General features: G+C 40.2%; 27 protein-coding genes and 2 other annotated features. Of the genes, 23 read left to right on the top strand and 4 right to left on the bottom strand.

The window, feature by feature from the left end; translation table 11 throughout:
* Positions 1 to 41 precede the first annotated feature (41 nt).
* From nrdR to yjeM, 19 genes are all read left to right on the top strand, one after another.
* Positions 42 to 503 carry a transcriptional regulator NrdR gene (gene nrdR / locus N4627_RS06350; protein ID WP_040531378.1) on the top strand — a complete coding sequence of 154 codons (462 nt, stop codon included), beginning with the start codon at positions 42 to 44 and terminating at the stop codon, positions 501 to 503.
* Positions 504 to 520: 17 nt separating this feature from the next.
* The gene (locus N4627_RS06345) at positions 521 to 1900 is read left to right on the top strand and encodes a replication initiation and membrane attachment family protein (protein ID WP_003717271.1); all 1380 of its coding nucleotides are present in this window, start codon (positions 521 to 523) and stop codon (positions 1898 to 1900) included.
* Entirely contained in the window at positions 1897 to 2835 is a 939-nt protein-coding gene (gene dnaI / locus N4627_RS06340; RefSeq protein ID WP_098044752.1) for a primosomal protein DnaI, read from the top strand. The genes N4627_RS06345 and dnaI overlap by 4 nt, the downstream gene beginning before the upstream one ends.
* Before the next feature lie 60 nt (positions 2836 to 2895).
* Positions 2896 to 3026, top strand: a sequence feature (ribosomal protein L20 leader region).
* A gap of 41 nt (positions 3027 to 3067) precedes the next feature.
* Positions 3068 to 3580 (top strand): translation initiation factor IF-3, encoded by a 513-nt coding sequence (gene infC / locus N4627_RS06335; RefSeq protein ID WP_260964316.1) that lies wholly within the window; start codon positions 3068 to 3070, stop codon positions 3578 to 3580.
* 25 nt (positions 3581 to 3605) lie between these two features.
* On the top strand, positions 3606 to 3803 hold the full coding sequence (rpmI, locus tag N4627_RS06330; RefSeq protein ID WP_003715352.1) for a 50S ribosomal protein L35: 198 nt from the start codon (positions 3606 to 3608) through the stop codon (positions 3801 to 3803).
* A 41-nt stretch (positions 3804 to 3844) separates the two neighbouring features.
* Positions 3845 to 4198 carry a 50S ribosomal protein L20 gene (rplT, locus tag N4627_RS06325; protein ID WP_003717274.1) on the top strand — a complete coding sequence of 118 codons (354 nt, stop codon included), beginning with the start codon at positions 3845 to 3847 and terminating at the stop codon, positions 4196 to 4198.
* A gap of 149 nt (positions 4199 to 4347) precedes the next feature.
* Entirely contained in the window at positions 4348 to 4878 is a 531-nt protein-coding gene (locus tag N4627_RS06320) for a YqeG family HAD IIIA-type phosphatase (RefSeq protein ID WP_040531383.1), read from the top strand.
* Positions 4871 to 5998, top strand: coding sequence for a ribosome biogenesis GTPase YqeH (gene yqeH, locus N4627_RS06315; protein ID WP_098044751.1), 1128 nt, complete (start codon positions 4871 to 4873; stop codon positions 5996 to 5998). Before N4627_RS06320 ends, yqeH begins: the two co-directional genes overlap by 8 nt.
* A 13-nt stretch (positions 5999 to 6011) precedes the next feature.
* Entirely contained in the window at positions 6012 to 6323 is a 312-nt protein-coding gene (yhbY, locus tag N4627_RS06310) for a ribosome assembly RNA-binding protein YhbY (protein WP_003717277.1), read from the top strand.
* A 15-nt stretch (positions 6324 to 6338) separates the two neighbouring features.
* Positions 6339 to 6989: a nicotinate-nucleotide adenylyltransferase gene (locus tag N4627_RS06305; RefSeq protein ID WP_003717278.1), complete on the top strand. Its 651-nt coding sequence runs from the start codon at positions 6339 to 6341 to the stop codon at positions 6987 to 6989.
* Entirely contained in the window at positions 6982 to 7599 is a 618-nt protein-coding gene (gene yqeK / locus N4627_RS06300; protein WP_003717279.1) for a bis(5'-nucleosyl)-tetraphosphatase (symmetrical) YqeK, read from the top strand. Before N4627_RS06305 ends, yqeK begins: the two co-directional genes overlap by 8 nt.
* Positions 7600 to 7956 carry a ribosome silencing factor gene (rsfS, locus tag N4627_RS06295; RefSeq protein ID WP_003717280.1) on the top strand — a complete coding sequence of 119 codons (357 nt, stop codon included), beginning with the start codon at positions 7600 to 7602 and terminating at the stop codon, positions 7954 to 7956.
* Positions 7956 to 8699: a class I SAM-dependent DNA methyltransferase gene (locus tag N4627_RS06290; RefSeq protein ID WP_003717281.1), complete on the top strand. Its 744-nt coding sequence runs from the start codon at positions 7956 to 7958 to the stop codon at positions 8697 to 8699. Before rsfS ends, N4627_RS06290 begins: the two co-directional genes overlap by 1 nt.
* 8 nt (positions 8700 to 8707) lie before the next feature.
* Positions 8708 to 9850: a nucleotidyltransferase gene (locus N4627_RS06285; protein ID WP_040531490.1), complete on the top strand. Its 1143-nt coding sequence runs from the start codon at positions 8708 to 8710 to the stop codon at positions 9848 to 9850.
* Between the two features lie 77 nt (positions 9851 to 9927).
* Positions 9928 to 10494 carry a YceD family protein gene (locus N4627_RS06280; protein WP_098044749.1) on the top strand — a complete coding sequence of 189 codons (567 nt, stop codon included), beginning with the start codon at positions 9928 to 9930 and terminating at the stop codon, positions 10492 to 10494.
* A gap of 52 nt (positions 10495 to 10546) precedes the next feature.
* Positions 10547 to 10726, top strand: coding sequence for a 50S ribosomal protein L32 (rpmF, locus tag N4627_RS06275; RefSeq protein ID WP_003717284.1), 180 nt, complete (start codon positions 10547 to 10549; stop codon positions 10724 to 10726).
* A 194-nt stretch (positions 10727 to 10920) separates the two neighbouring features.
* Complete coding sequence (locus tag N4627_RS06270; protein ID WP_003717285.1) at positions 10921 to 11607, top strand: response regulator transcription factor; 687 nt, start codon at positions 10921 to 10923, stop codon at positions 11605 to 11607.
* Positions 11608 to 11616: 9 nt separating this feature from the next.
* Complete coding sequence (locus N4627_RS06265; protein WP_124032025.1) at positions 11617 to 13125, top strand: HAMP domain-containing sensor histidine kinase; 1509 nt, start codon at positions 11617 to 11619, stop codon at positions 13123 to 13125.
* A gap of 225 nt (positions 13126 to 13350) precedes the next feature.
* Entirely contained in the window at positions 13351 to 14841 is a 1491-nt protein-coding gene (gene yjeM, locus N4627_RS06260; protein WP_098044747.1) for a glutamate/gamma-aminobutyrate family transporter YjeM, read from the top strand.
* Positions 14842 to 14896: 55 nt separating this feature from the next.
* Here the strand turns inward: yjeM and N4627_RS06255 are convergent, their stop codons facing one another.
* The 4 genes from N4627_RS06255 to N4627_RS06240 form a co-directional block, all read right to left on the bottom strand.
* On the bottom strand, positions 14897 to 16153 hold the full coding sequence (locus N4627_RS06255) for an MATE family efflux transporter (protein ID WP_224758343.1): 1257 nt from the start codon (positions 16151 to 16153) through the stop codon (positions 14897 to 14899).
* 205 nt (positions 16154 to 16358) lie between these two features.
* Entirely contained in the window at positions 16359 to 16769 is a 411-nt protein-coding gene (locus N4627_RS06250; RefSeq protein ID WP_240411309.1) for a peptide deformylase, read from the bottom strand.
* Positions 16770 to 16822: 53 nt separating this feature from the next.
* A complete protein-coding gene (gene yidC / locus N4627_RS06245) occupies positions 16823 to 17791 on the bottom strand; it encodes a membrane protein insertase YidC (protein WP_003717290.1) in 969 nt (322 codons plus the stop codon).
* Positions 17792 to 17889: 98 nt separating this feature from the next.
* Entirely contained in the window at positions 17890 to 18165 is a 276-nt protein-coding gene (locus tag N4627_RS06240; RefSeq protein ID WP_098044744.1) for an acylphosphatase, read from the bottom strand.
* Between the two features lie 98 nt (positions 18166 to 18263).
* On the opposite strand from N4627_RS06240, the gene N4627_RS06235 reads away from it, so the two are divergent.
* The 4 genes from N4627_RS06235 (at position 18264) to pheS (ending at position 21307) form a co-directional block, all read left to right on the top strand.
* On the top strand, positions 18264 to 19040 hold the full coding sequence (locus N4627_RS06235; RefSeq protein WP_098044743.1) for a TrmH family RNA methyltransferase: 777 nt from the start codon (positions 18264 to 18266) through the stop codon (positions 19038 to 19040).
* 67 nt (positions 19041 to 19107) lie between these two features.
* Positions 19108 to 19614 carry an HD domain-containing protein gene (locus tag N4627_RS06230; RefSeq protein WP_003717293.1) on the top strand — a complete coding sequence of 169 codons (507 nt, stop codon included), beginning with the start codon at positions 19108 to 19110 and terminating at the stop codon, positions 19612 to 19614.
* 22 nt (positions 19615 to 19636) lie between these two features.
* The gene (locus tag N4627_RS06225; protein ID WP_003717294.1) at positions 19637 to 19975 is read left to right on the top strand and encodes a winged helix-turn-helix transcriptional regulator; all 339 of its coding nucleotides are present in this window, start codon (positions 19637 to 19639) and stop codon (positions 19973 to 19975) included.
* A 48-nt stretch (positions 19976 to 20023) separates the two neighbouring features.
* Positions 20024 to 20222 (top strand) — a binding site (T-box leader).
* A 38-nt stretch (positions 20223 to 20260) separates the two neighbouring features.
* Positions 20261 to 21307 carry a phenylalanine--tRNA ligase subunit alpha gene (gene pheS, locus N4627_RS06220; RefSeq protein ID WP_003717295.1) on the top strand — a complete coding sequence of 349 codons (1047 nt, stop codon included), beginning with the start codon at positions 20261 to 20263 and terminating at the stop codon, positions 21305 to 21307.
* The last annotated feature ends 1 nt before the right edge of the window (position 21308 follow it).

The raw sequence follows: 21308 nt of genomic DNA, 5'->3' as shown, positions 1-21308 counted from the left end.
AAAATGAAAACTATTTAATAGTAAGCAAGGAGGAAGGCCAGATGCGTTGTCCACACTGTCATAAAAACGGTTCGCGTGTTGTTGATAGTCGGCCAAGTGAAGATGGCACTTTTATTAGACGACGTCGGGAATGCATTCACTGTGGTTTCCGTTTTACCACTTTTGAACGGTATGAAGAAACTCCATTATTAGTGATAAAGAAAGACGGAACACGACAAGAATTTAGTCGTCAAAAGATTTTAAACGGGATTGTTAGATCAGCGGAAAAACGTCCTGTTAGCATGGAACGGCTAACAAAAGTAACTGATAAAATTGAAAAAGAGGTTCGTAGCCTTGGCGAAAATGAGGTTTCCAGTCAGGTAATCGGTAAATTTGTCATGCAAGAATTAAAAGATGTTGACGAAATTGCCTACATTCGTTTTGCAAGTGTTTACCGTCAATTCAAGGATGTTGATGCGTTTATGAACGAGTTGGAATCCATGATGAAAAATAATAAGAAGTAAAGGGGAACGAGGCCATAATGACTAAAAGCAAATCAATATTTGATCCAGGGGCTGGATATATTGTTACTGCTAGCCACCAATGGTCGAATTTCAATGAAGATGTTTTTGAACTTTTTTATCAACCAATATTAGGAACCGCTGCATTTGCGATGTTTCATGCCTTGAGAACGCAATTAAACGAAAAACCAGCAATTAGTGACCGGCGCCTCCAGTCTCAATTGCTAGTTCAGCTTAATGCGGGACAGCAGACAGCTGAAGAAGGTATTCAACGATTGGAAGCCACGGGAATGCTGCGGACTTTTACCCAAACTGATCAGCTTGGTGATTTATTCGTTTATGAACTTCAGCCAACGCTTACACCAGCTGAGTTTATTGATGATAATCTCCTTAGTATTCTGTTGTTAGAGGCTGTTGGTGAGGCGCGCTTTAAGGAGCTTGGTGAGTTTGCTAATCGTTTTACCTTAGTAGGTCACCCAGCAGCACTCAAAGAAATTACCCATAACTTCTTTGATGCTTTTCATGTTGATGATCAGCGGATTACACGTTTGCCGACAGAAATTACCACTACTCGTGAAAAAATAGTTAGTGAGAAGAAGGCAAAAGGAGAGTTAGTTAATGTTGATTTTGACTGGCCGACGCTAGTGCAATTCTTGAAAAATCAGCCCATCACCGAAAAAGATCTGAGTAGTAACCGTGACTTAATAGAAGTTGAGCACCAGCTTTATGGGATTGATGAGCCAACAATGGCCCGACTGATTACTCAATCAACTGATTTGACAACAAGTAAAATTCGTCCACAGCGACTTAAACAAATTATAGCTGGGAAATACCGGGTAGATGCTAAACAACCTGTCAAAGAAAAAGTTAGTGAAGAAAAAAGTAAAACTACACTTTCGCAGGAAGAACAGCAGTTAATTGAAACATGTAAGTACTATGCACCGGTTACATTTCTTCAACAGTTAAAACAACAGATGGGTGGCTTCGTGACTTCAGGAGAACGGGCAATTATTCGGAGCCTAATTCAGGAACAGCAACTAGATGCTGGAGTTGTTAATATTCTTTCATGGTATGTGATTGCTTCGCTTAAACGGCCAACACTGCAAGCGAATTATGTGAATGCTATTGCTAATAACTGGATGCGTGCAGGAGTGGCGACCGCTGAAGAAGCGCTTGCCCATATCCATGAGTTTAACGATAAAAAAGCCCAGAAACGTACTAGTCGCCACGCAAACTATTACCGCCAGCGAACCACCACTGTTCGTGAAAAGATGCCAGCATGGGCTAATGAGGATGAACAGCAAATCAAGAAGTCAACACCAGAACAATTAGATCGGCTTCGTCAGCGGTTAGCAAGGCGAAAGAAATCGGTCGGTTCTGAAGGGGATGAAAGTAAATGAAATCATTGAGTAAAACAATGAAAGAGATTATGAAAAGCCAAAATTTTGGTTCTGCTTATGAGCAAATGATTAATCAGGTCCTGAATGATCCGGAAGTTGCCGCCTTCCTGAAGAATAATGCTCAAAAACTTTCACCACAAGCAATTGAGCGAGGCGAAGCTAAGCTTTATGAATACTTTCATGAAAAGCAATTAATCAGTAAGGGAACGGCTACGGTAGCACCAGGCTATTCTCCGCAATTAATTGTTAATGCGGGACAAATTGACGTAACTTATGTGCCAACCAAAAAACTGATTGAGCAACAACGGCAAGCACATATTAAGCAACTGGTTTCTTCAATTAATATGCCTAAGTTTATTCATGGCGCCTCCTTTGACCATTTTTATACTGAAGAACCGTACCAAACAGAAACACGAAATATTGCTTTAAATGCAGCGCTTGATTTTGTTGATCAATACTCTCCAAATGAATTTCATCCCGGATTATATCTTTACGGTCGATTTGGTGTTGGAAAGACTTATCTTTTGGGAGCAATTGCCAATGAATTAGCCCAACAAAAGGGTGTTGCAACAACGATGATGCACTTCCCAAGCTTTGTTGTTGAGATGCGTAATTCGATTAAGACGAATAATATAGGCTCAAAACTTGATGCGGTAAAGAAGACCCCAGTATTAGTACTTGATGATATTGGTGCTGATGCGATGACCACTTGGGCCAGAGATGATATTCTAGGTGTTATCTTGGAATACCGAATGCAAGAAGAGCTTCCAACATTCTTTAGTTCCAACTTCTCAATGGACGAGCTTCAAGGTCACTTGACGGTAAATGTAAAGGGAGAAGAGGAGCCGGTTAAGGCAAGTCGAATTATGGAACGGATCAAGTTTCTTTCTCGTCAATATGAAATGGCCGGTGCCAATCTTCGTGATAAAGGATAGAAATATTTAATGCTTTCCCTTGACATTGAATGATCGCTTTAGTATCCTAGATAACGTTGAAAGAAAAAGCAGGAGCACCCGCTTCTCGCCTAGGTGATAAGGATTGCCGGGCTGACGAGTTAAATAAGAACAATAATAGTATTGTTTATTATTAGCGGGGTGTGGAATACACCCCGCTTTTTGCTTGATCTTTCGCTAATAAAATTGGAGGTGCGTTGCCATAGCTCAAGATATGATTGTCAATAACGGTATTCGTGCTCGTGAAGTACGGCTAATTGGTCAAGATGGCGAACAGTTAGGAATTAAGTCAAAGCGCGAGGCGTTACAATTAGCTGAAGATGCTAACCTTGATTTGGTTCTGGTTGCCCCAAAGACTCGACCAGCTGTTGCCCGGATCATGGATTACGGAAAGTACCGTTACGAAATGCAAAAGAAAGAGCGTGAAGCTCGAAAGAAGCAAAAGACTGTAACGGTTAAGGAAATTCGGTTGAGTCCTTCAATCGATACGAATGACTTTAATGTCAAACTAAAGCGTGTTCGTAAATTTATTGAAAAGGGCGATAAAGTTCGCGTTTCCTTACGATTCCGTGGTCGTGCTATCACCCATAAGGATATCGGTCGTGACATGATTGAAAGAATGGCCAAAGAAACTGAGGACATTGCAACAGTTGTACAACGACCAAAGATGGAAGGGCGGAGTATTTTCTTAACTCTTGCCCCAGCTGCTGATAAAGCAAAAAACTAATTTAAGAAAGTAGGGAATTTTTCTTATGCCAAAGATGAAGACTAACCGTGCCGCTGCAAAGCGTTTTAAGCGTACTGCTAATGGTGGATTCAAGAGTGGTAATTCATTCACCAGTCACCGTTTCCACGGTAAGACCAAGAAGCAACGTCGACAATTACGTGGCTTGAGCATGATGGACAAGTCCAACGTAAAACGTTACAAGAAGTTACTCCCATTTAAGTAAACTTCGTTCGAAATAAGAAAAACACGTAGGAGGAATTCAACATGCGAGTTAAAGGTGGAACTGTTACGCGCGCACGTCGTAAGCGCATTATGAAATTAGCAAAGGGTTACCGTGGTTCAAAGCACCGTCTTTTTAAGACTGCTAAGGATCAAGTAATGAAGAGCTACACTTATGCTTTCCGTGACCGGAAGGTTAATAAGCGTAAGTTCCGTGAACTTTGGATTGCCCGGATTAACGCTGCTGCACGCATGAACGATATTAGCTACAGCAAGTTAATGCATGGCTTGAAGTTAGCTAACATTGACATTAACCGGAAGATGTTAGCTGACTTGGCTGTTAACGATGCTGAAGCATTCAAGGCTATCGTTGACGAAGCAAAGAAGGCTCTTAACTAAGAGTCCTTAAATGAAGCAACGGTCATTGGTGAGCAGCCAGTGGATCGTTGCTTTTTTATTTTCCCAGATTAATTAGACCGTTAAGAGTAGCGGTTGGAAGCAACAATCGTTATAATTAGAATAATAGTAATTATTTGAGAGGTATAACTTTGTTAGAAGAGTTTAAACCAACATGGATGGTAAAGAGTATTTATTCAGTTTCTCCTGAACAATTAAAGGCTCATGGCATTCGTGCTGTTTTTAGTGATTTAGACAATACTTTGATCGCTTGGAATAATCCGGAGGGAACACCGGAATTACATCAATGGATGGCAGAACTAAAGGAAGCAGGGATTCCGTTAATCGTTATTTCCAATAATAACAAGAAACGGGTTGCCAAAGCTGTTGCTAATTTAAAACTACCATTCATGTCACGTTCCTTAAAACCGCTAAGTTTTGGGATTACCCGGGCACGTAAAAAGCTAGGCTTAGCTAAAAATGAGGTGGTAATGGTTGGGGATCAGCTAATGACGGATATGCTAGCTGCCCACCAAGCTGGGGTTCGCAGCATCCTGGTTAAGCCAATCCTTCAAACTGATAAGTGGACCACCAGAATGAATCGGTTGATAGAAAAGTATGTCTGGCGTGAACTGCGTCGGCATTACCCGAATTTAAAATGGCAGGAGGATTTGAATGACTGAAGAACAACAAAATCGTGATGATTTAAGATGTATTGGTTGTGGAGCAAAGATTCAAACGACTGATCCCAAAGAACCTGGCTATACTCCTCAATCAGCGCTTGAAAAGGGATTGAAGAACAATGAACTATATTGTCAACGGTGTTTTAGACTCCGCCATTATAATGAAATTGCTCCAGTTTCCTTAAGTGATGATGATTTTCTTCGTCTTCTTAGTCAAATTCGGAATGATGATGCGCTAATCGTTTATGTTGTTGATATTTTTGACTTTAACGGTAGCATAATTCCGGGATTGCATCGTTTTGTTGGTTCAAATCCAGTTTTGCTAGTCGGTAATAAAGAAGACTTGTTACCCCGTTCGTTAAGACGTTCAAAACTCCGTGATTGGTTACGCCAACAGGCTAATTTAGCTGGGTTACGGCCAATTGATACGGTTCTTGTATCTGCAAAAAAGAACCATCAAATTGATTACTTGTTAGAAGTAATTGATAAGTATCGTCAGGGACGAGATGTCTATTTTGTTGGGGTAACTAACGTTGGTAAATCAACGCTGGTTAACCAAATAATTAAACGGCAAACAGGGATTAAAGAACTTATCACAACGTCTAAATTTCCGGGAACAACCTTAGATAAAATTGAAATTCCGCTTGATGATGGTCATCAGTTAATCGATACCCCAGGAATTATTCACCAGCATCAAATGGCTCATGTTTTATCAGCTAAGGATCTAAAGTACGTTTCACCACAAAAAGAAATTAAGCCACGGACTTACCAATTGGATCCGGAGCAGACAATCTTTATTGGTGGCGTAGCGCGTTTTGATTACTTAACAGGGCATCACGCAGGAATCATTGCTTACTTTGACAATAACCTTCCCCTTCATCGAACTAAGCTAGGCAATGCTGATCGTTTTTATGAAAAGCATCTTGGTGAATTATTAACACCACCAACGAAGGACGAATTAAAGGAATTTCCACCGTTAGAGCGTCAAGAGTTTCACTTATCTGAGAAGAGTGATGTTGTTTTTGAAGGCTTGGGTTGGATTACCGTTCCAGCAGGGACCACTGTTGCTGCCTGGGTTCCAAAAGGTGTTTCAAGTTTAGTACGGCGAGCAATGATTTAAGAAGAGGTACAGAATGAAATTAAGAGGAAAGCAAAAACGTTTTTTAAGAGCACAAGCTAATCATCTTCAACCAATTTTTGCGGTTGGTAAGGAAGGATTGACTCAAAATTGGGTTGATCAATTGGATGGGGCATTAGATCGTCGAGAATTAATCAAGGTTAATATTCTTCAAAACTCTGATGTGACGCCTAAAGAGGTTCAGCATTTCATTGAAAGTCAAACGGAAATTCAAGTTGTCCAAATAATTGGTCGGGTACTAGTTCTTTTTAAGGTATCTGCAAACAAGGATGCTCGGGAATTATCATCACGGGTAAAGAAGATCTAGTTGAGGTGAAGCTTTTTGCAACAGTGTGGAGTTTTAACAAGTACGAAAACAATTACTAAACCGCAACCCCAACTTGCCCCTAATCAGAAGCGTCAACGGATCGGGCTATATGGCGGAACGTTTAATCCAGTTCATAATGCTCATTTACTAGTGGCGGATCAGGTTCAAACTTTATTGTGTTTAAACCGGGTTGATTTTATGCCGGATTTTATTCCTCCGCATATTGATCATAAAGGTGCTATTGATGCTCAAGATCGGGTTGCTATGCTAAAGTTAGCAACTAGTGATAATAGTCGTTTTGGGATTGAAATGGCAGAGCTAAAACGTGGCGGAGTCAGTTATACTTATGACACAATGAAACAATTGTTAGAACAGAACCCGCTAACGGAATATTACTTTATCATTGGTGGCGATATGGTGGATTACTTGCCAAAATGGCACCGAATTAATGACCTGGTAAAGCTACCCCGCTTTCATTTTGTGGGGGTTCGTCGCCAGGGGGCCAAAAATGAAACCAACTATCCGGTAATTTGGGTTGATGTCCCGCTAGTTGCTTTTAGTTCAACTGATATTCGTCATCGAATTTCGACGGGGCAGTCAATTAGGTACATGGTTCCAGAAAAGGTTGCACAATATATAAAGGAGCACCAACTTTATCATGAGTGAAGAGCAAATTAAATATCAAAAACACTATATTCCATTAACTCGGGATGAATTAGTAGAACGCCTGCATTTGGCATTGCGTCCTAAACGATTTAATCATGTGCTGCGAGTTGAGAAAACAGCAATTAAATTGGCAAAGACTAATGGTGTTGATCCAGAAAAGGCAAGTATTGCTGGACTCTGTCATGATTATGCAAAGCAACGCCCGGATGATGTTTTTATCCAAGTAATTAAGGATAAAAAAATGTCACCAGAATTATTAAACTACGGGAATGCAATTTGGCACGGTGTTGTTGGGGCTGAGTTGTTAAAAGACGAGCTCGGTATTTGGGATGAGGATATTCTAAATGCGGTTCGGCATCATACTACTGGGGCTGCAATAATGAGTAAGCTAGAACAAGTAATTTATATGGCAGACTATATTGAACCAGCACGTGATTTTGATGGAGTTCAAACAGCACGAAAAATTACTGCTGATGATCTTGGTGCTGGGGTTGCATATCAGACTAAACATACTCTTCAATATTTGATTGCAAATAATAAACCCGTTTACCCAAAGACAATTGAAACCTATAATGCTTGGGTACCAAAATATGAAAGGAAGATAAACTAGATGGATAGTAAACAACTATTAGAAATGGCAGTTAAAGCCGGTGACGGTCGTCGGGCTGAGGATATTGTTGCTTTGAAAGTCAACCAAATTAGTCCAATGGCAGATTACTTTGTGATTATGACTGGTGGCTCTGACCGTCAAGTACAAGCAATTGCCAACGCGATTATCGAAAAAGCTCATGAAGAAAAAGTTAATATTGGAAGCGTCGAAGGAAAAAATCATGCTCAATGGGTACTAATTGATCTTGGTGACGTGGTTGTTCACGTTTTCCGTGAAGAAACGCGGGCTTTTTATAACCTTGAGAAGTTATGGTCAGATGCACCAATGGTTAATATTAGCAAATGGGTTAATGATTAATGATTTACCAGAGCTTTGCCCAACTTTACGATCAATTATTTGACCAGGAGCTGTATAAGCGCTGGCTTGATTTTACCTTGAATTACGGACGAGCTGCTACGGGAAGTAAGTGCTTAGAGCTTGCTGGTGGCGCTGGTCGCCTTGCTGTAATGTTAGCTCAACGTCACTATGATGTTACGGTTGCCGATTTTTCTTCTGAAATGTTAAGTCTTGCAAGTCAACATGCTGATGAGGCAGGAGTTAATTTGAAAATTATTGAGGCTGACATGCGGGACCTCACTAATTTACCGCAGTATAATTTGGTAACATGCTATGCTGATTCGCTGAATTACCTAGATGACTTAACTGATGTACAGATGACTTTTCGACAAGTTTATGAGCATTTAACCACTGATGGTATGTTTTTATTTGATATGATAAGCCCCTATAAAACTGATGTTGTCTATCCTGGCTATATGTATAACTATGAAGACGAGGATCACCGCCATGCATTTATGTGGCGAAGTTTTATGGATGATGAGGTTAATCATGGGGTAATTCATGAGTTAGCTTTCTTCAATCAATTAAGTAATGGTGAGTATCAACGAGTTGGAGAAACTCACTTTGAACGAGCTTACCAGTTGGCAGAATTGAAAGCAGCGTTAGATCAGGCTGGTTTTAAACAGGTTGAAGTTTACAGTAACTTTGGGCAAAATAAAGTAACTGATAAGGATGAGCGGTGGTTCTTTAGATGTCAGAAATAAGAACTAAGATGCATGCAGTGGGGTTGGTTACCGAGTATAACCCGTTTCACAATGGGCACATTTACCATATTGAGCAGGCAAAAAAAATTACGAATGCTGATGTAGTAATTGCGGTGATGAGTGGTAATTTTACTCAACGTGGAGAGCCGGCAATTCTTGATAAATGGCAGCGAACACGAGCAGCGTTGAAAAATGGGGTTGATCTAGTAGTAGAATTGCCTATTTTTATGGCTGTTCAGCCTTCTCACCGTTTTGCAGCGGGAGCACTACAATTACTAAATGATTTACAGGTACCCGATGTGGTTTTTGGTGCAGAACACCCATCGTGGGATTTTTCAAAACTGGTCATGGCAGAACAACACTTTAATGAGGAGTCCTTTGAGCAATTTAACGCAACCTATGCAACGCAATTTAACCAACAATTAAATGAATTAACAGGGCATCAGTTGACAGATCCAAATGATATTCTGGCATTTGCTTATTACAAAGCGGCACTTGAAAATAGTTACCCGATTGCCCTTCACCCAATTAATCGTTTAGGGAGTCAGTATCATGATCAAAGAATCACTGGCACAATTGCTAGTGCGAGTGCAATTCGCAGAGCAGTTGAACTTCATGAGGCAATTGATCAGGTTGCGCCTGCAGCAACTGTGACTGCACTAGCCAAATTAAGGAAACTGCCAAACTGGGAGCAACTATACCCGTTATTAAGAAATTTTCTAATCCAAACTCCAGTAGAAAGTCTTCACCAGATTTATCAAATGGCTGAAGGATTAGAATATCGTTATCGTGAGGCTGCAGAACGGGAATTGACATTCTCAGGTTTTATTCATCACGTAAAAACAAAACGATATACTTATTCACGGTTACTCCGTGTATGCTTATATGCTGTGATGGAAATTACAAATTCTCAAATAGCTCAGGCCAATGTTCATCCATATCTTCATGTTTTGGGATTTACAGAACGAGGACAAGAATACTTACACCAGGTTAAAAAGCAGGTGGAGTATCCTTTGTTAACTAAGATTGGACAGGACGAACATGATGGTTTAGTTAATTTAGACTACCGGGCAGGAAAACTATATCAAATGTTTACGGACGTGGAACAAGACGTTAAACATGCACCAATTATTGTTCGCAAAGGGAATTAAAAGTGTCAAGGATAAAACATTGACAAGCAAATTTGTGACTAGTATAATTGTGCTTGTTGCATTAGGAGGTTAATACGATGAAATGGTCAATAGCAGAGTTACATCGTTATTCAGATGAACCGCTACACATTCAGACAACCCTCGATTTAAACCAGATCTTAACAACATCATTTCCGGACACCATCTTGGCTGTTCAACCAGTTAAGGTTGATGGATATGTTAGTTATGATCAGGGGGATGTTACCATTAGTACTCATGTACAGACAACGGTAACTGTGCCTTCTAGTCGATCATTAACACCCGTAGCATTGCCGCTTGATTTTTCGTTTACTGAGACATATGTAGATGATCCTGCACACCTTTCTCGTTATGAAGATGATGAGGATAATGATGCGATTGTCTTTGTCTTAAAGCACGGTGAAAAGATTGATTTTGATGAAGCCGTGGCCGAAAACATTGTTGAGCAGATCCCGCTACGAGTTCTTTCTGATGATGAACGTGATGGTAAGTCATTACCAAACGGGAAAGGCTGGGAAGTTATCACTGAAGATGACTATAAAGCTAATCAGCAGAATGCTAAAAAAGTTGATCCACGTCTCGCTAAGTTGAAAAAACTATTTCCTGATCAGGATGAAAAAAAGTAGCGGACGGTTAACAACCATTTGTGGATAATTAATTTCTTAGGAGGTGTCAAACATGGCTGTTCCAGCACGGAAGACTTCAAAGACTAAGAAGCGTATGCGTCGGGGTCACATTAAGTTGAGTGTACCTGGTCTTGCACCTTGCCCAAACTGCGGTGAACTTCGCAAGTCACACATGGTATGTCCAAATTGTGGCTACTACGATGGCAAGCAAGTTGTTGATACTAACAACTAACATCAATATTAAGAAAGATCCTTTTCTAGGCGCCGGACCTGAAAGGGTCTTTTTTTATTTTTAAAATTTAATTTATTACGTGAGAATTACTTCAAACATCATCATATTAAGGCTGGGGTTTATTAGAGAATTGTGATAAAATTATTGTGTTTTATTAATGTACGAAATAAGAATTAATTGTGTAGGTGAAAGCAATGAGTCGAATTTTAATTATTGAGGATGAAGAAAACTTAGCAAAGTTTGTTGAAATGGAGCTTAAGCACGAAGGTTATGAGACTGATGTTGAATTAGACGGTCGTGCAGGACTACAAGCAGCTCTCAACCAGGACTTTGATCTAATTTTACTTGATTTAATGTTGCCAGAGTTAAACGGGATAGAAGTTGCTCGACGGGTTCGTGAATTAAAGAATACACCAATTATTATCATGACTGCTCGGGACTCCGTGATCGATCGGGTATCTGGCTTTGACCATGGTGCAGATGATTACATTGTAAAGCCATTTGCAATCGAAGAACTTTTGGCCCGTGTTCGTGCTTTGTTACGGCGAATCAATATTGAAGATAGCAGCAACAAGGAACACCAGACGACTGTCCAATATAAGGATTTAACAATTGAAAAGGAGAATCGGGTTGTTCGTCGTGGCGATGAGGTAATCAACCTTACTAAGCGAGAATATGAACTTCTTCTGATCCTAATGGAAAACATTAATGTTGTAATGTCACGGAAAGAACTACTGAGTAAAGTTTGGGGCTACGATTCTAAGGTTGAAACTAACGTGGTTGATGTTTATATTCGTTATTTACGGAATAAAATTGACCGACCTGGTGAAAAGAGCTACATTCAAACGGTTCGGGGTACAGGATACGTTATTCGTTCCTAGGATTGACTGATGGAAAAATCACAAAAACAAAAGAAATTTTTCTCGCTAAAATTAAAATGGGCGCTAGGAACTTCTATTGGTTCTTTCTTGATTTTTTGTATGGTAGCGATGTCGCTGTTTAGCGCTTTTACCCAAAACCTCTTAAATTCTGAGCGTGAGTTGCTGAATTCAGGAATGAACGTGATCAGTCAGCAGTTAGGACGCAGTAATACAACTTTAAACAAGACGGGGATTAATAACATTATTATCCCTGAACATGAACGAGATGATTTTGTCAATGGTCAGCGTTATCGACGGCCAATCATTCAAGAATTAAGTGACTCGCATCTGATTGTTAATATCTATACTCCTAATAAGCAGAATATCTTTAGTACCGGAAAACCGCTAAGTCACGCTCAATTCTCACAGAGTAAACGGATTAGAGAGGTTTCTGGTCCTGAACATAATGTTCTTGCTGGAACACAGGCAATATACTCTAATAGGGGTCACAAGTTAATTGGTTACTTGAAAGTAGAAAATAGTCTAAATGCTTACTATAAGAGCTATAATCAGTTCAAATTAGTTTGCTTCTTTGCAATGTTACTGGTGATCTTAACAAGTGGGTTACTAGGTTATTTCTTATCCTACTTCCTTCTTCAACCATTAGGTGACATTCACGATACGGTAAAAGAAATTAGTAAGGACCCAACAAAGAATATTCGGGTACCCGTAACGGGAAGAAATGATGAGTTAGCAGAATTGACTGCAATGTTTAATGAAATGCTAGACCGAATGCAACGGTATATCGATCAGCAATCGCAATTTGTTGGCGATGTGAGCCATGAGTTACGAACACCGGTAGCAATTATCCAGGGGCACCTAGAAATGCTTCAACGTTGGGGAAAGGATGATCCTCAAGTGTTGGCAGAGTCATTAAATGCTTCTCTTGCTGAAACAAAGAGGATGAAGAACCTGGTTCAAGAGATGCTCGATCTGAGTCGTGCGGAACAGGTTGAAATTAATTTCCGTAACCAACGAACCGTTGTTAATGATGTGGTTCATCAAGTATTTAATAACTTTAAAATGCTGTATCCAGAGTTTACTTTTACTTTGGATGACGATCTTCATTCGCCAGTTATTAGCGACGTTTACCGTGATCATCTTGAACAAGTGCTAGTAATTCTCTGCGATAACGCGATTAAGTATTCGCAGGATCGGAAAGAGATCCATATTTCGCTTTCTCGCGGAATGAACACTGTTGAAATTGGTGTTCAGGACTTTGGTGAGGGGATTGCTCCAGAAGATATTAAGAAGGTCTTTGACCGCTTCTACCGGGTTGATAAGGCTCGCAGTCGCAAAAAGGGTGGTAATGGTTTAGGACTTTCTATTGCCAAGCGATTGATTGAAGGCTATCACGGTTCAATTACCCTTGAAAGTTCGTTGGGGGCTGGCTCGATCTTTCGGATAATCTTACCAATAGTTGAAGATGACGATATAGAAGACGACCAAGCAAAAACTGATCAACAAGATAATAATTAGATGATAGGCACCAAATATCTGAATTTCATTCAGTATTTGGTGCTTTTGTCATAGTAATCGTTAACTAGGAATGATTATTAAAAGACTATTTGCCGTTATCTTTCGAATTATTGTTCAACAATTTACAAAATTAATGTCACCTGTACAAAAGTGACTAAATTAGGCTTATAATGTAAGCGGATAACTTAATATTTTTAAGGAATTGGAATAAGGAGTTGAAGATCCGTGGCGACGGAAAAGAAAAAATTAATCACGACACCAACGCTGGTCTTGATGATCATTTCAACCATCTATGGGTTTGGAAATGTTTCTATTGCCTATGCTCAGATGTCGTATGCAGGAATGTTTTGGTATATTATCGGAGGAATTTGTTTCTTCTTCCCGTGTTGTTTAATGATGGCCGAATATGGTTCAGCATTTAACGAAGCAAAGGGGGGAATTTATTCCTGGTTAGCAGGTTCAATTGGTGAAAAGCTAGCATTCATTGGGACGTTTATCTGGCTTGCTAGTTGGGTTCTCTGGATTGTTTCAAGTGCTTCACGTCTTTGGATTACATTATCAGCGTTACTCTTTGGGCGCGACACTACTCAAAGTTGGCACATTGGTTCTTTGGGTTCGACGCAATTAATTGGTATTTTGGCAATTATTTTTGTGATCGTTGTTACCTGGTTAAGCTCGCGGGGAATTAATGGGATTACCAAGATTAGCTCATTTGGTGGTGCGTTCATGATCATAATGAACTTTATCTTTATTTTTGCCAGCCTAATTACGATTGTTGCAAATCATGGTGTTCCAGCACAGCCAATTGACGGAATTAAGACATTCTTTGTATCACCTAATCCATCATTTCAAACGCCGATTGCAATTATTTCATTTGTTGTTTATGCGATCTTTGCATATGCAGGAATGGAAAACCTTGGTGGGGTTACTGACAGTATGAAGAACCCTTCAAAGACTTTTCCTAAAGGGTTGACTATCGGTGCTGTCTTAACCATTGGTAGTTACGTATTAATGATTGTTATGACTGGATTTAGCGTAAATTATAACCAAGTAATTGCTAAATTAAGTGTTAACCTGGGGAATGTAACGTATGTTGTTTTCCACCGTTTAGGTTACATGATGGGAGTTTCCCTGGGGTTAAGTCACGGAGTAAATCTTTTCTTAGGTGATTTATTTACCCGCTTGATTGCTCTTGCCGGTTTAATGGGGATGCTTGGTGCAATGTTTATCCTTGTTTATACCCCAATTAAGTCCTTTATTATGGGATCAAACCCTGACTTATGGCCAGCACGAGTTACTAAGTTGAATCGACATGGAATGCCTGCCTTTGCAATGTGGGTTCAAGCAGTTATCGTTTCGGTAATTATCTTCTTAGTAGCCTTTGGTGGTTCTGCAGCTGCCAGCTTTTACCAAATCTTAACTGACATGGGGAATGTTTCTACTTGTGCGCCATATATTTTCTTAGTTGGAGCATTTCCGGCATTCCAGCGAAAAGATATTCCACGTGAATTTATAGCATTTAAGAACCGGTTTTGGACTATGGTTCTGGTATGGTTTGTTGAAATTATTGTTTGTTTAGGAATCATCTTTACTTGTATCCAACCAATTTTGGATCATGATTATCAAACAGCCTTTTGGACAGCCATTGGACCAATCTTCTTCGGAATCGTTGCGTGGGTGCTTTATGATTATGCTTCTAAGCAAGCCCGAGCATAACTAAAAACAACCTAAGATTATTTTCGTTCTGAACTAATCTTAGGTTGTTTTAATTTTAAATATTATTATATTGATTAATCCGTTGATGAATTAAGATGAATCCAATTCCCGTAACAATAAATTCAGTTAACGGAACCGCTGCCCAGACTCCCTCAAGACCAAAGAAAAATGGCAGGATAAATATTAATGGCAGGAGAACTAGGTAACCGCGGAGAAGTGATAGGGCGAACGATGCACGGGCTGAATTAGTTGCCGTCAAGAACAAAATGAAGAGGTAATTTAAGGCACTAAAGAAAGCACTCGTGAAGTAAATCGGCAATCCCACAGCAGCGTAATGAACGAGCTGAAGTGAGTTCTGAGTATTAAAAAGACTGATGATTGGGTACTTAAATGTAGTTAAGATGATAAATTCAGTAAGTGCTAACGCAAGCGTAATGATGATCCCAACTCTTAATGCGTGAGATACGTTATTAAAATGATGCTCACCATATTCACGACTAGCAACTGGCTGAACCCCGAGGGCAACCCCGTTAGCAATTGCTAAAACCACGATTGCAATGTTTGAAATTACACCATAAGCAGCAACGGCATAGTTATTTGCTAGTATTAAAAGAACATGGTTAAAGAAGAATACGCTAACGCCGCTGCTTAGTTCATTTAGTGCTGCCGCAGAGCCTAATCGTGCTGACTCAATAAGCGGCTTAAAGGAGGGACGGACAAGGTGAAAATGAAGCCGCCGATTCTTAAACTGACGGTGAAATGATAAAATTACCAGACTGATTGCTGGTGAAAAGATTACTGCCAACGCTGCTCCTTCCATTTTTAAACCGAGACCAAAAATGAAGAACCAGTCAATGATAATTACTGATGATGTTTCGATAACGGTTGCCAACATGGTTAGGGTTGGGTTGCCATCATTACGAATAAAGTTGATGCTGACATAATTACACATTACAAATGGACCGCACCATGCCACTATTCGTACATAGGTAATTGCGAGAGCCCGCGTAGCATTATTGCCGCCAAGAAAGTCCACAATTCCGACTGAAAAAATATCAATCAGAATCGCAAGTGTGATTCCCAAAATTGCTGCGGAGATCATTAACGAGCTATACAGGGATTCAATTCGCTCAGGGTGGAGAATTTTATTTAGTGAAAAGATTGTTGCCCCACCAACACCGAGTAATAACCCAAGGGCGTTAAAGAGATTAAAGATGGGAAGAGCAAGGTTGAGGGCAGTTAGCCCTAATGCGCCAGCGGCAATCGAAATGAAGAGGGTATCAATCAAAACATAAATTGATGTTCCAAGCATGGCAACAATGTTTCGACTAACATAATGAAAAACTTCTTTAGTGATTGGCAAGATAAAACCTCCAGATTAGCTTCCCATCCTCCAGAAATTTGGACGCCTGTTTGGAAAGTAAAGATAATTTATAAACAAAACCCGGCGATTTTGTGGCTCTTATTTCATTAACCTTATCTTAGCAAATCAAATGCAGCGGTAAAAGAGGCGAACCTTAAATCAGAATTCCATTAAGGTGGTCGATCTCGTGTTGGACGATCTCTGCAGCTATATCCGAAAGTTGTAAGGTTTGTAAATGCCAATTTTGGTCACGGAAGGTAACCTTAATTTGACGATAACGCGTAACCGTTCTTTTTCCGGGAAGTGAAAGACAGCCTTCAGCGGTTTGATATGGCTCTTGCTTTTGGGTTATTTGGGGATTGTACATTACCATGTTAATTGGTCCAAGACTTGCAATAATAATTGCCTTGTTGATGCCAATCATATTTGCTGCCATCCCAATGCATTCTGCATGGTGTGCATTTAAGGTGTCTTTGAGATCAATACCAACATTAAGATCTTGTCTTGTTGCGGGGATGGCACGTTGTTGTAAAAGTATTTGATCGTGGTTAATTGGTTTAATCATTATCCTGTCTCCTAAAATAAAAGGGCTATAGTGATTCCCATAGTCCTAGTTTTTTAATTATTGTTTTTATGATGGTGCTGCTTACCAGCATTTCGCTGACGATTACTTGGCTTTGGTGTAGCTGAAGAAACCGGTGCAGCAGATTCCTTTAATTGATCAATCGTTGCAGAAACATTATCGGTTGCTTTAGATGCTGAATTATTTGTTGTCAAAGCATCAGGAACCTTAACTGGATTTTTCTTGTTTTCTTCTGCAATTTGTCGGCGAATCCGTGGCCGATATGCATTAATCATTAAGGTTTGAAGAATGGCGAATAGCCCACCAATAAAGAAGTAAAGTCCTAGTCCGGCTGATGAGGTTAATGAGATAAAGAAGGTCATAAATGGACTCATCCAAATTGCCATTTTCATTTGCTTCTTTTGTTCTTCCGGCACTCCCACTAATCCAAGATAGCTTTGTACAGCATATGCAACGAAGGAAAGAATTGCGAAAAGAATGCTTGGCTTTCCTAGTGCAATTCCCATGAAAGTTGCATGATAAAGGTCTGGGGAATAACGGATTGCTGCATAGAGGGCAGCAAAAACTGGGAACTGAATTAGTAGTGGTAAACAGCCGATTCCCCCAGTCAGGCTAACATTATTTTCCCGGTAAACAGCCATCATTTGTGCACCAACGGCAGCTTGCTCTTCTGGAGTTTTCGCTTCTCGTTGCTTTTTTTGGAGGTCTTTAAGCAATGGCTGGATTTTAGCCATTTTTTCTTGCATGATGGTCGATTTCTTCATTTGTGAAAACATCACTGGTAGCAAGATTGTCCGGACAACAACAACAATTACGATAATTGCCCAACCGTAATTATTGCCTAAATGACTAGCAAGCCATTCCATTAAATGCTGCATTGGTTTTGCAAGGTACGTATATGTTAGTCCGTATGGCTTTCCTGACTTTGTCGTTCGTACACAACCAGTCAGGAGTAGTAGGGCAACGGTTAATAGTCCCGCAACCGAAAGTCGTTTTCGTTTCATCAATATTCTCCCTTAGTGTAGTTAAGTATAGTTGTTAAATAGTATAAAACAGTACATATATTAACATTAAATCCATTAGCAATTCTACCGATTTAACGCTATTTAATCATAAAAAGCTGATAATGATAGGGTGGTAGCTCCTCAATTTGCAGGTCGGCAACCCGGGCAAATGGGGTTGGCCCAGTTTTAATTAGGTGAATAAATTTTTCCAAACTTGAGTGGTTACCTTCAGCGATGATTTTGACTGTTCCGTCTGATAAATTCTGGACAGTTCCCGTAATGGTGAGACGATTAGCAATTTGCAGTGTCCCGTAACGAAAGCCGACCCCTTGAACCTGACCATGGACAATTATCTTTAAACATTGAAGTCCCATTTAGGTCACTCCTTCTCTTAATAAAATCATAGAAATTATTAACATCATTGTACGCTATAACCATGGTATAATTAATCAAAAGAGGAGTCGATAATTAAATGGAAAAACTTACGTCGATTCATAATCAACACGTAAAAAATTGGAAAAAACTTCAAACAAAGAAATACCGTCGACAAACGGGGACGTACTTACTTGACGGCTGGCACTTGGTGAATGAAGCGGTTCAATCAGGTGTTCAAATTTTGCAATTAATTGGAACAAGTGAACAGCTTGCTGCTCACTCAGATTTAAATTCGCTTACTGATGAGGTATATGAAGTTACTGAAGAGGTAATGCAGCATATTACTGATACGGTTACTCCACAGGGAATTGCAGCGGTGGTTCCGTTGCCAGATGCACACAAGGTTCCAGATATGGAAAGCCTTCATGGTGGCTGGTTATTTCTTGATCGTGTTCAGGATCCAGGCAATGTTGGTACAATGGTACGAACTGCTGATGCTGCTGGATTTGCTGGTGTAGTGGTTAGTCACCGCTCAGCAGATATTTTCAGCCCGAAAGTGATTCGGTCAATGCAAGGGTCTCAATTTCATTTGAAGCTGTACGAAGGCGATCTAGCAAAGTGGATTGAAGATTTTAAGACGGTTAATGCACCGATTTACGGGACTCAGCTTAATCCGCAGGCAAAAAGTTTTCGTGATGCTGAACCAGGAAAAACCTTTGCTTTAATTATGGGGAATGAAGGCCAAGGGATGAGCGACCAGCTTCTCAGTCAAACAACAGCCAACCTTTACATTCCAATGCGGGGGCAGGCAGAGTCACTGAACGTTGCTGTTTCTGCGGGAATTCTTATGTTTCAGTTAAATAAAAATTTATAATGCTTAATGATTTATTTGTTGGGATAGATCTTGTAAAATATCCTTAAGAATTGAAAAGGGGGATTATATGAAGTCAATTAATGAATGGCGAACCGATTCGGAGTATGTTTCTATTGTTAGTGATTTATTAGCTCAGCCAGCTGTTCAGAAGTTAGCTCAGTATACACAACACCATCACTCGAACCGTCTCCAACATTCGATTGCGGTTTCATTCGATAGTTACAGGATTGCCAAACGGATGCATCTTGATTATCGGAGTGTTGCCCGCGCTGGCTTATTACATGATCTCTTTTATTATGATTGGCGAACTACCAAATTTGACTTGGGGACACATGCGTTTATTCATCCACGGGTAGCTTTGCGTAATGCTGAAAAATTAACAAAATTGAATGCAAAGGAAAAAGATATTATCCTTAAGCATATGTTTGGTGCAACATTAGCGTTGCCGAAGTATCGTGAGAGCTGGATTGTTTCCCTTGTGGATGACTTTGAAGCTGAACATGAATTCTTTACCCCGCTTCGGGCTAAGTTGGCACGGAAGATCCGTAAGCGTCGTATGAAGTCTGTATGGTAGTTTGTGGAAGGGAGTTGTTACTATGCAACAATTAGCTGAGAAGTCGGCTAATGCTGGTGGCTGTAAACTTTGTCCGAAATTCACTCATACCTTTTCGATCCTTGGCAAAAAATGGAATGGCTTAATCATCGAAGCCCTTTTAGTTAAGGATACGATGCGTTTTAAGGATCTTTCAGCAAGTATTAATGGATGTAGTGATCGGGTTTTATGTGAACGTCTTAAGGAACTGGAAGACGAGCACATTGTTGTCCGGAATACCTACGAAGGTGAGAATCGGATTGATTACTCATTAACGGAACGAGGACAAGAACTTCGGGAAGTTATGAGTACCGTTCACCGGTGGAGTGACAAGTGGAATTAATTTTTTCCTTGACCTGCTAACGGTGCTTAGCTACAATAGTCTGTGATATTAAAAGTGTTGATGGAAACTAGTACCTGGATTCTTATTGTCAGAGAGCTGTTATAATTCTGTAATTAACGGTCAGTAATATTCGGGGAATTTCATTTCCGGAGCCGATATGTAATGATATTCCGGTTGATCGCCGTTATTGATTTTGAGTGTGCATTTTTTGCAAACTAGGGTGGTACCGCGAAGCCTCGTCCCTAATCGGACGGGGCTTTTTTGTTTACTAAAAGGAGTGAAATTATGGGATTAAAAGAACGACTTGCTGAACTTCGTGAAGAAGGATTGCAAGAAATCAGGGAGTCTGAAGACCTGAAAAAGATTAATCAAGTTCGGGTAAAAATGCTCGGAAAGAAGGGCCCAATTACCAATGTCCTTCGTGGGATGCGTGACTTAAGCGCTGAAGAACGGCCAAAAGTTGGTCAATTTGCAAACAAGGTTCGTGATGAACTTACTGCTGCAATTGAAAGCAAGCGAGCAGAACTAGAACAAGCTGCAATGAATGCAGAACTAGAGGCAGAAACAGTTGATGTTACTTTACCCGGAACACCAGTGGCTCAGGGTGAACCACACGTTATCCAACAAATTATTGACCAAGTGGTTGACCTATTTGTTTCAATGGGGTACGAGGTTGCTGTTGGTGACGAAGTAGAACAAGAAGTTTATAACTTTGAAAAATTAAACCTGCCAAAGGATCACCCAGCACGGGATATGCAGGATACTTTCTACGTTACGCCGTCTGTCCTAATGCGGACCCAAACTTCCCCAATGCAGGCACGGATGTTGGAGAAGCATGACTTTAGCCAGGGACCATTGAAGATGATTTCGCCAGGGAAAGTTTATCGGCGTGATACGGATGATGCTACCCATAGTCATCAATTTAATCAAATTGAAGGAATGGTTGTCGGTAAACACATCACAATGGCTGATCTAAAGGGAACATTGAAGGTCGTTGCTCAATCACTTTTTGGTGATAAGTTAGATGTTCGTTTACGGCCAAGTTACTTCCCATTTACTGAACCATCAGTAGAAGCTGATATTACATGTTTTAATTGTATGGGAAAGGGCTGTTCCATCTGTAAGCATACCGGCTGGATTGAAGTCCTTGGTGCCGGAATGGTTCATCCAAACGTCTTGCGGATGTCTGGTGTTGATCCAGAGAAGTTTGGTGGCTTTGCCTTTGGATTAGGACCCGACCGATTTGCAATGTTGAAGTACGGGGTTACCGATATTCGGAACTTCTACCAAAATGATGTTCGTTTCTTAACTCAATTTGATCGGAAAGGATAAC

It is taken from the genome of Limosilactobacillus vaginalis (genome assembly GCF_025311515.1).
Classification (GTDB): domain Bacteria; phylum Bacillota; class Bacilli; order Lactobacillales; family Lactobacillaceae; genus Limosilactobacillus; species Limosilactobacillus vaginalis.
Note: the sequence above shows the minus strand (reverse complement) of the source record. Positions and strands in the feature narration are given on the sequence as shown.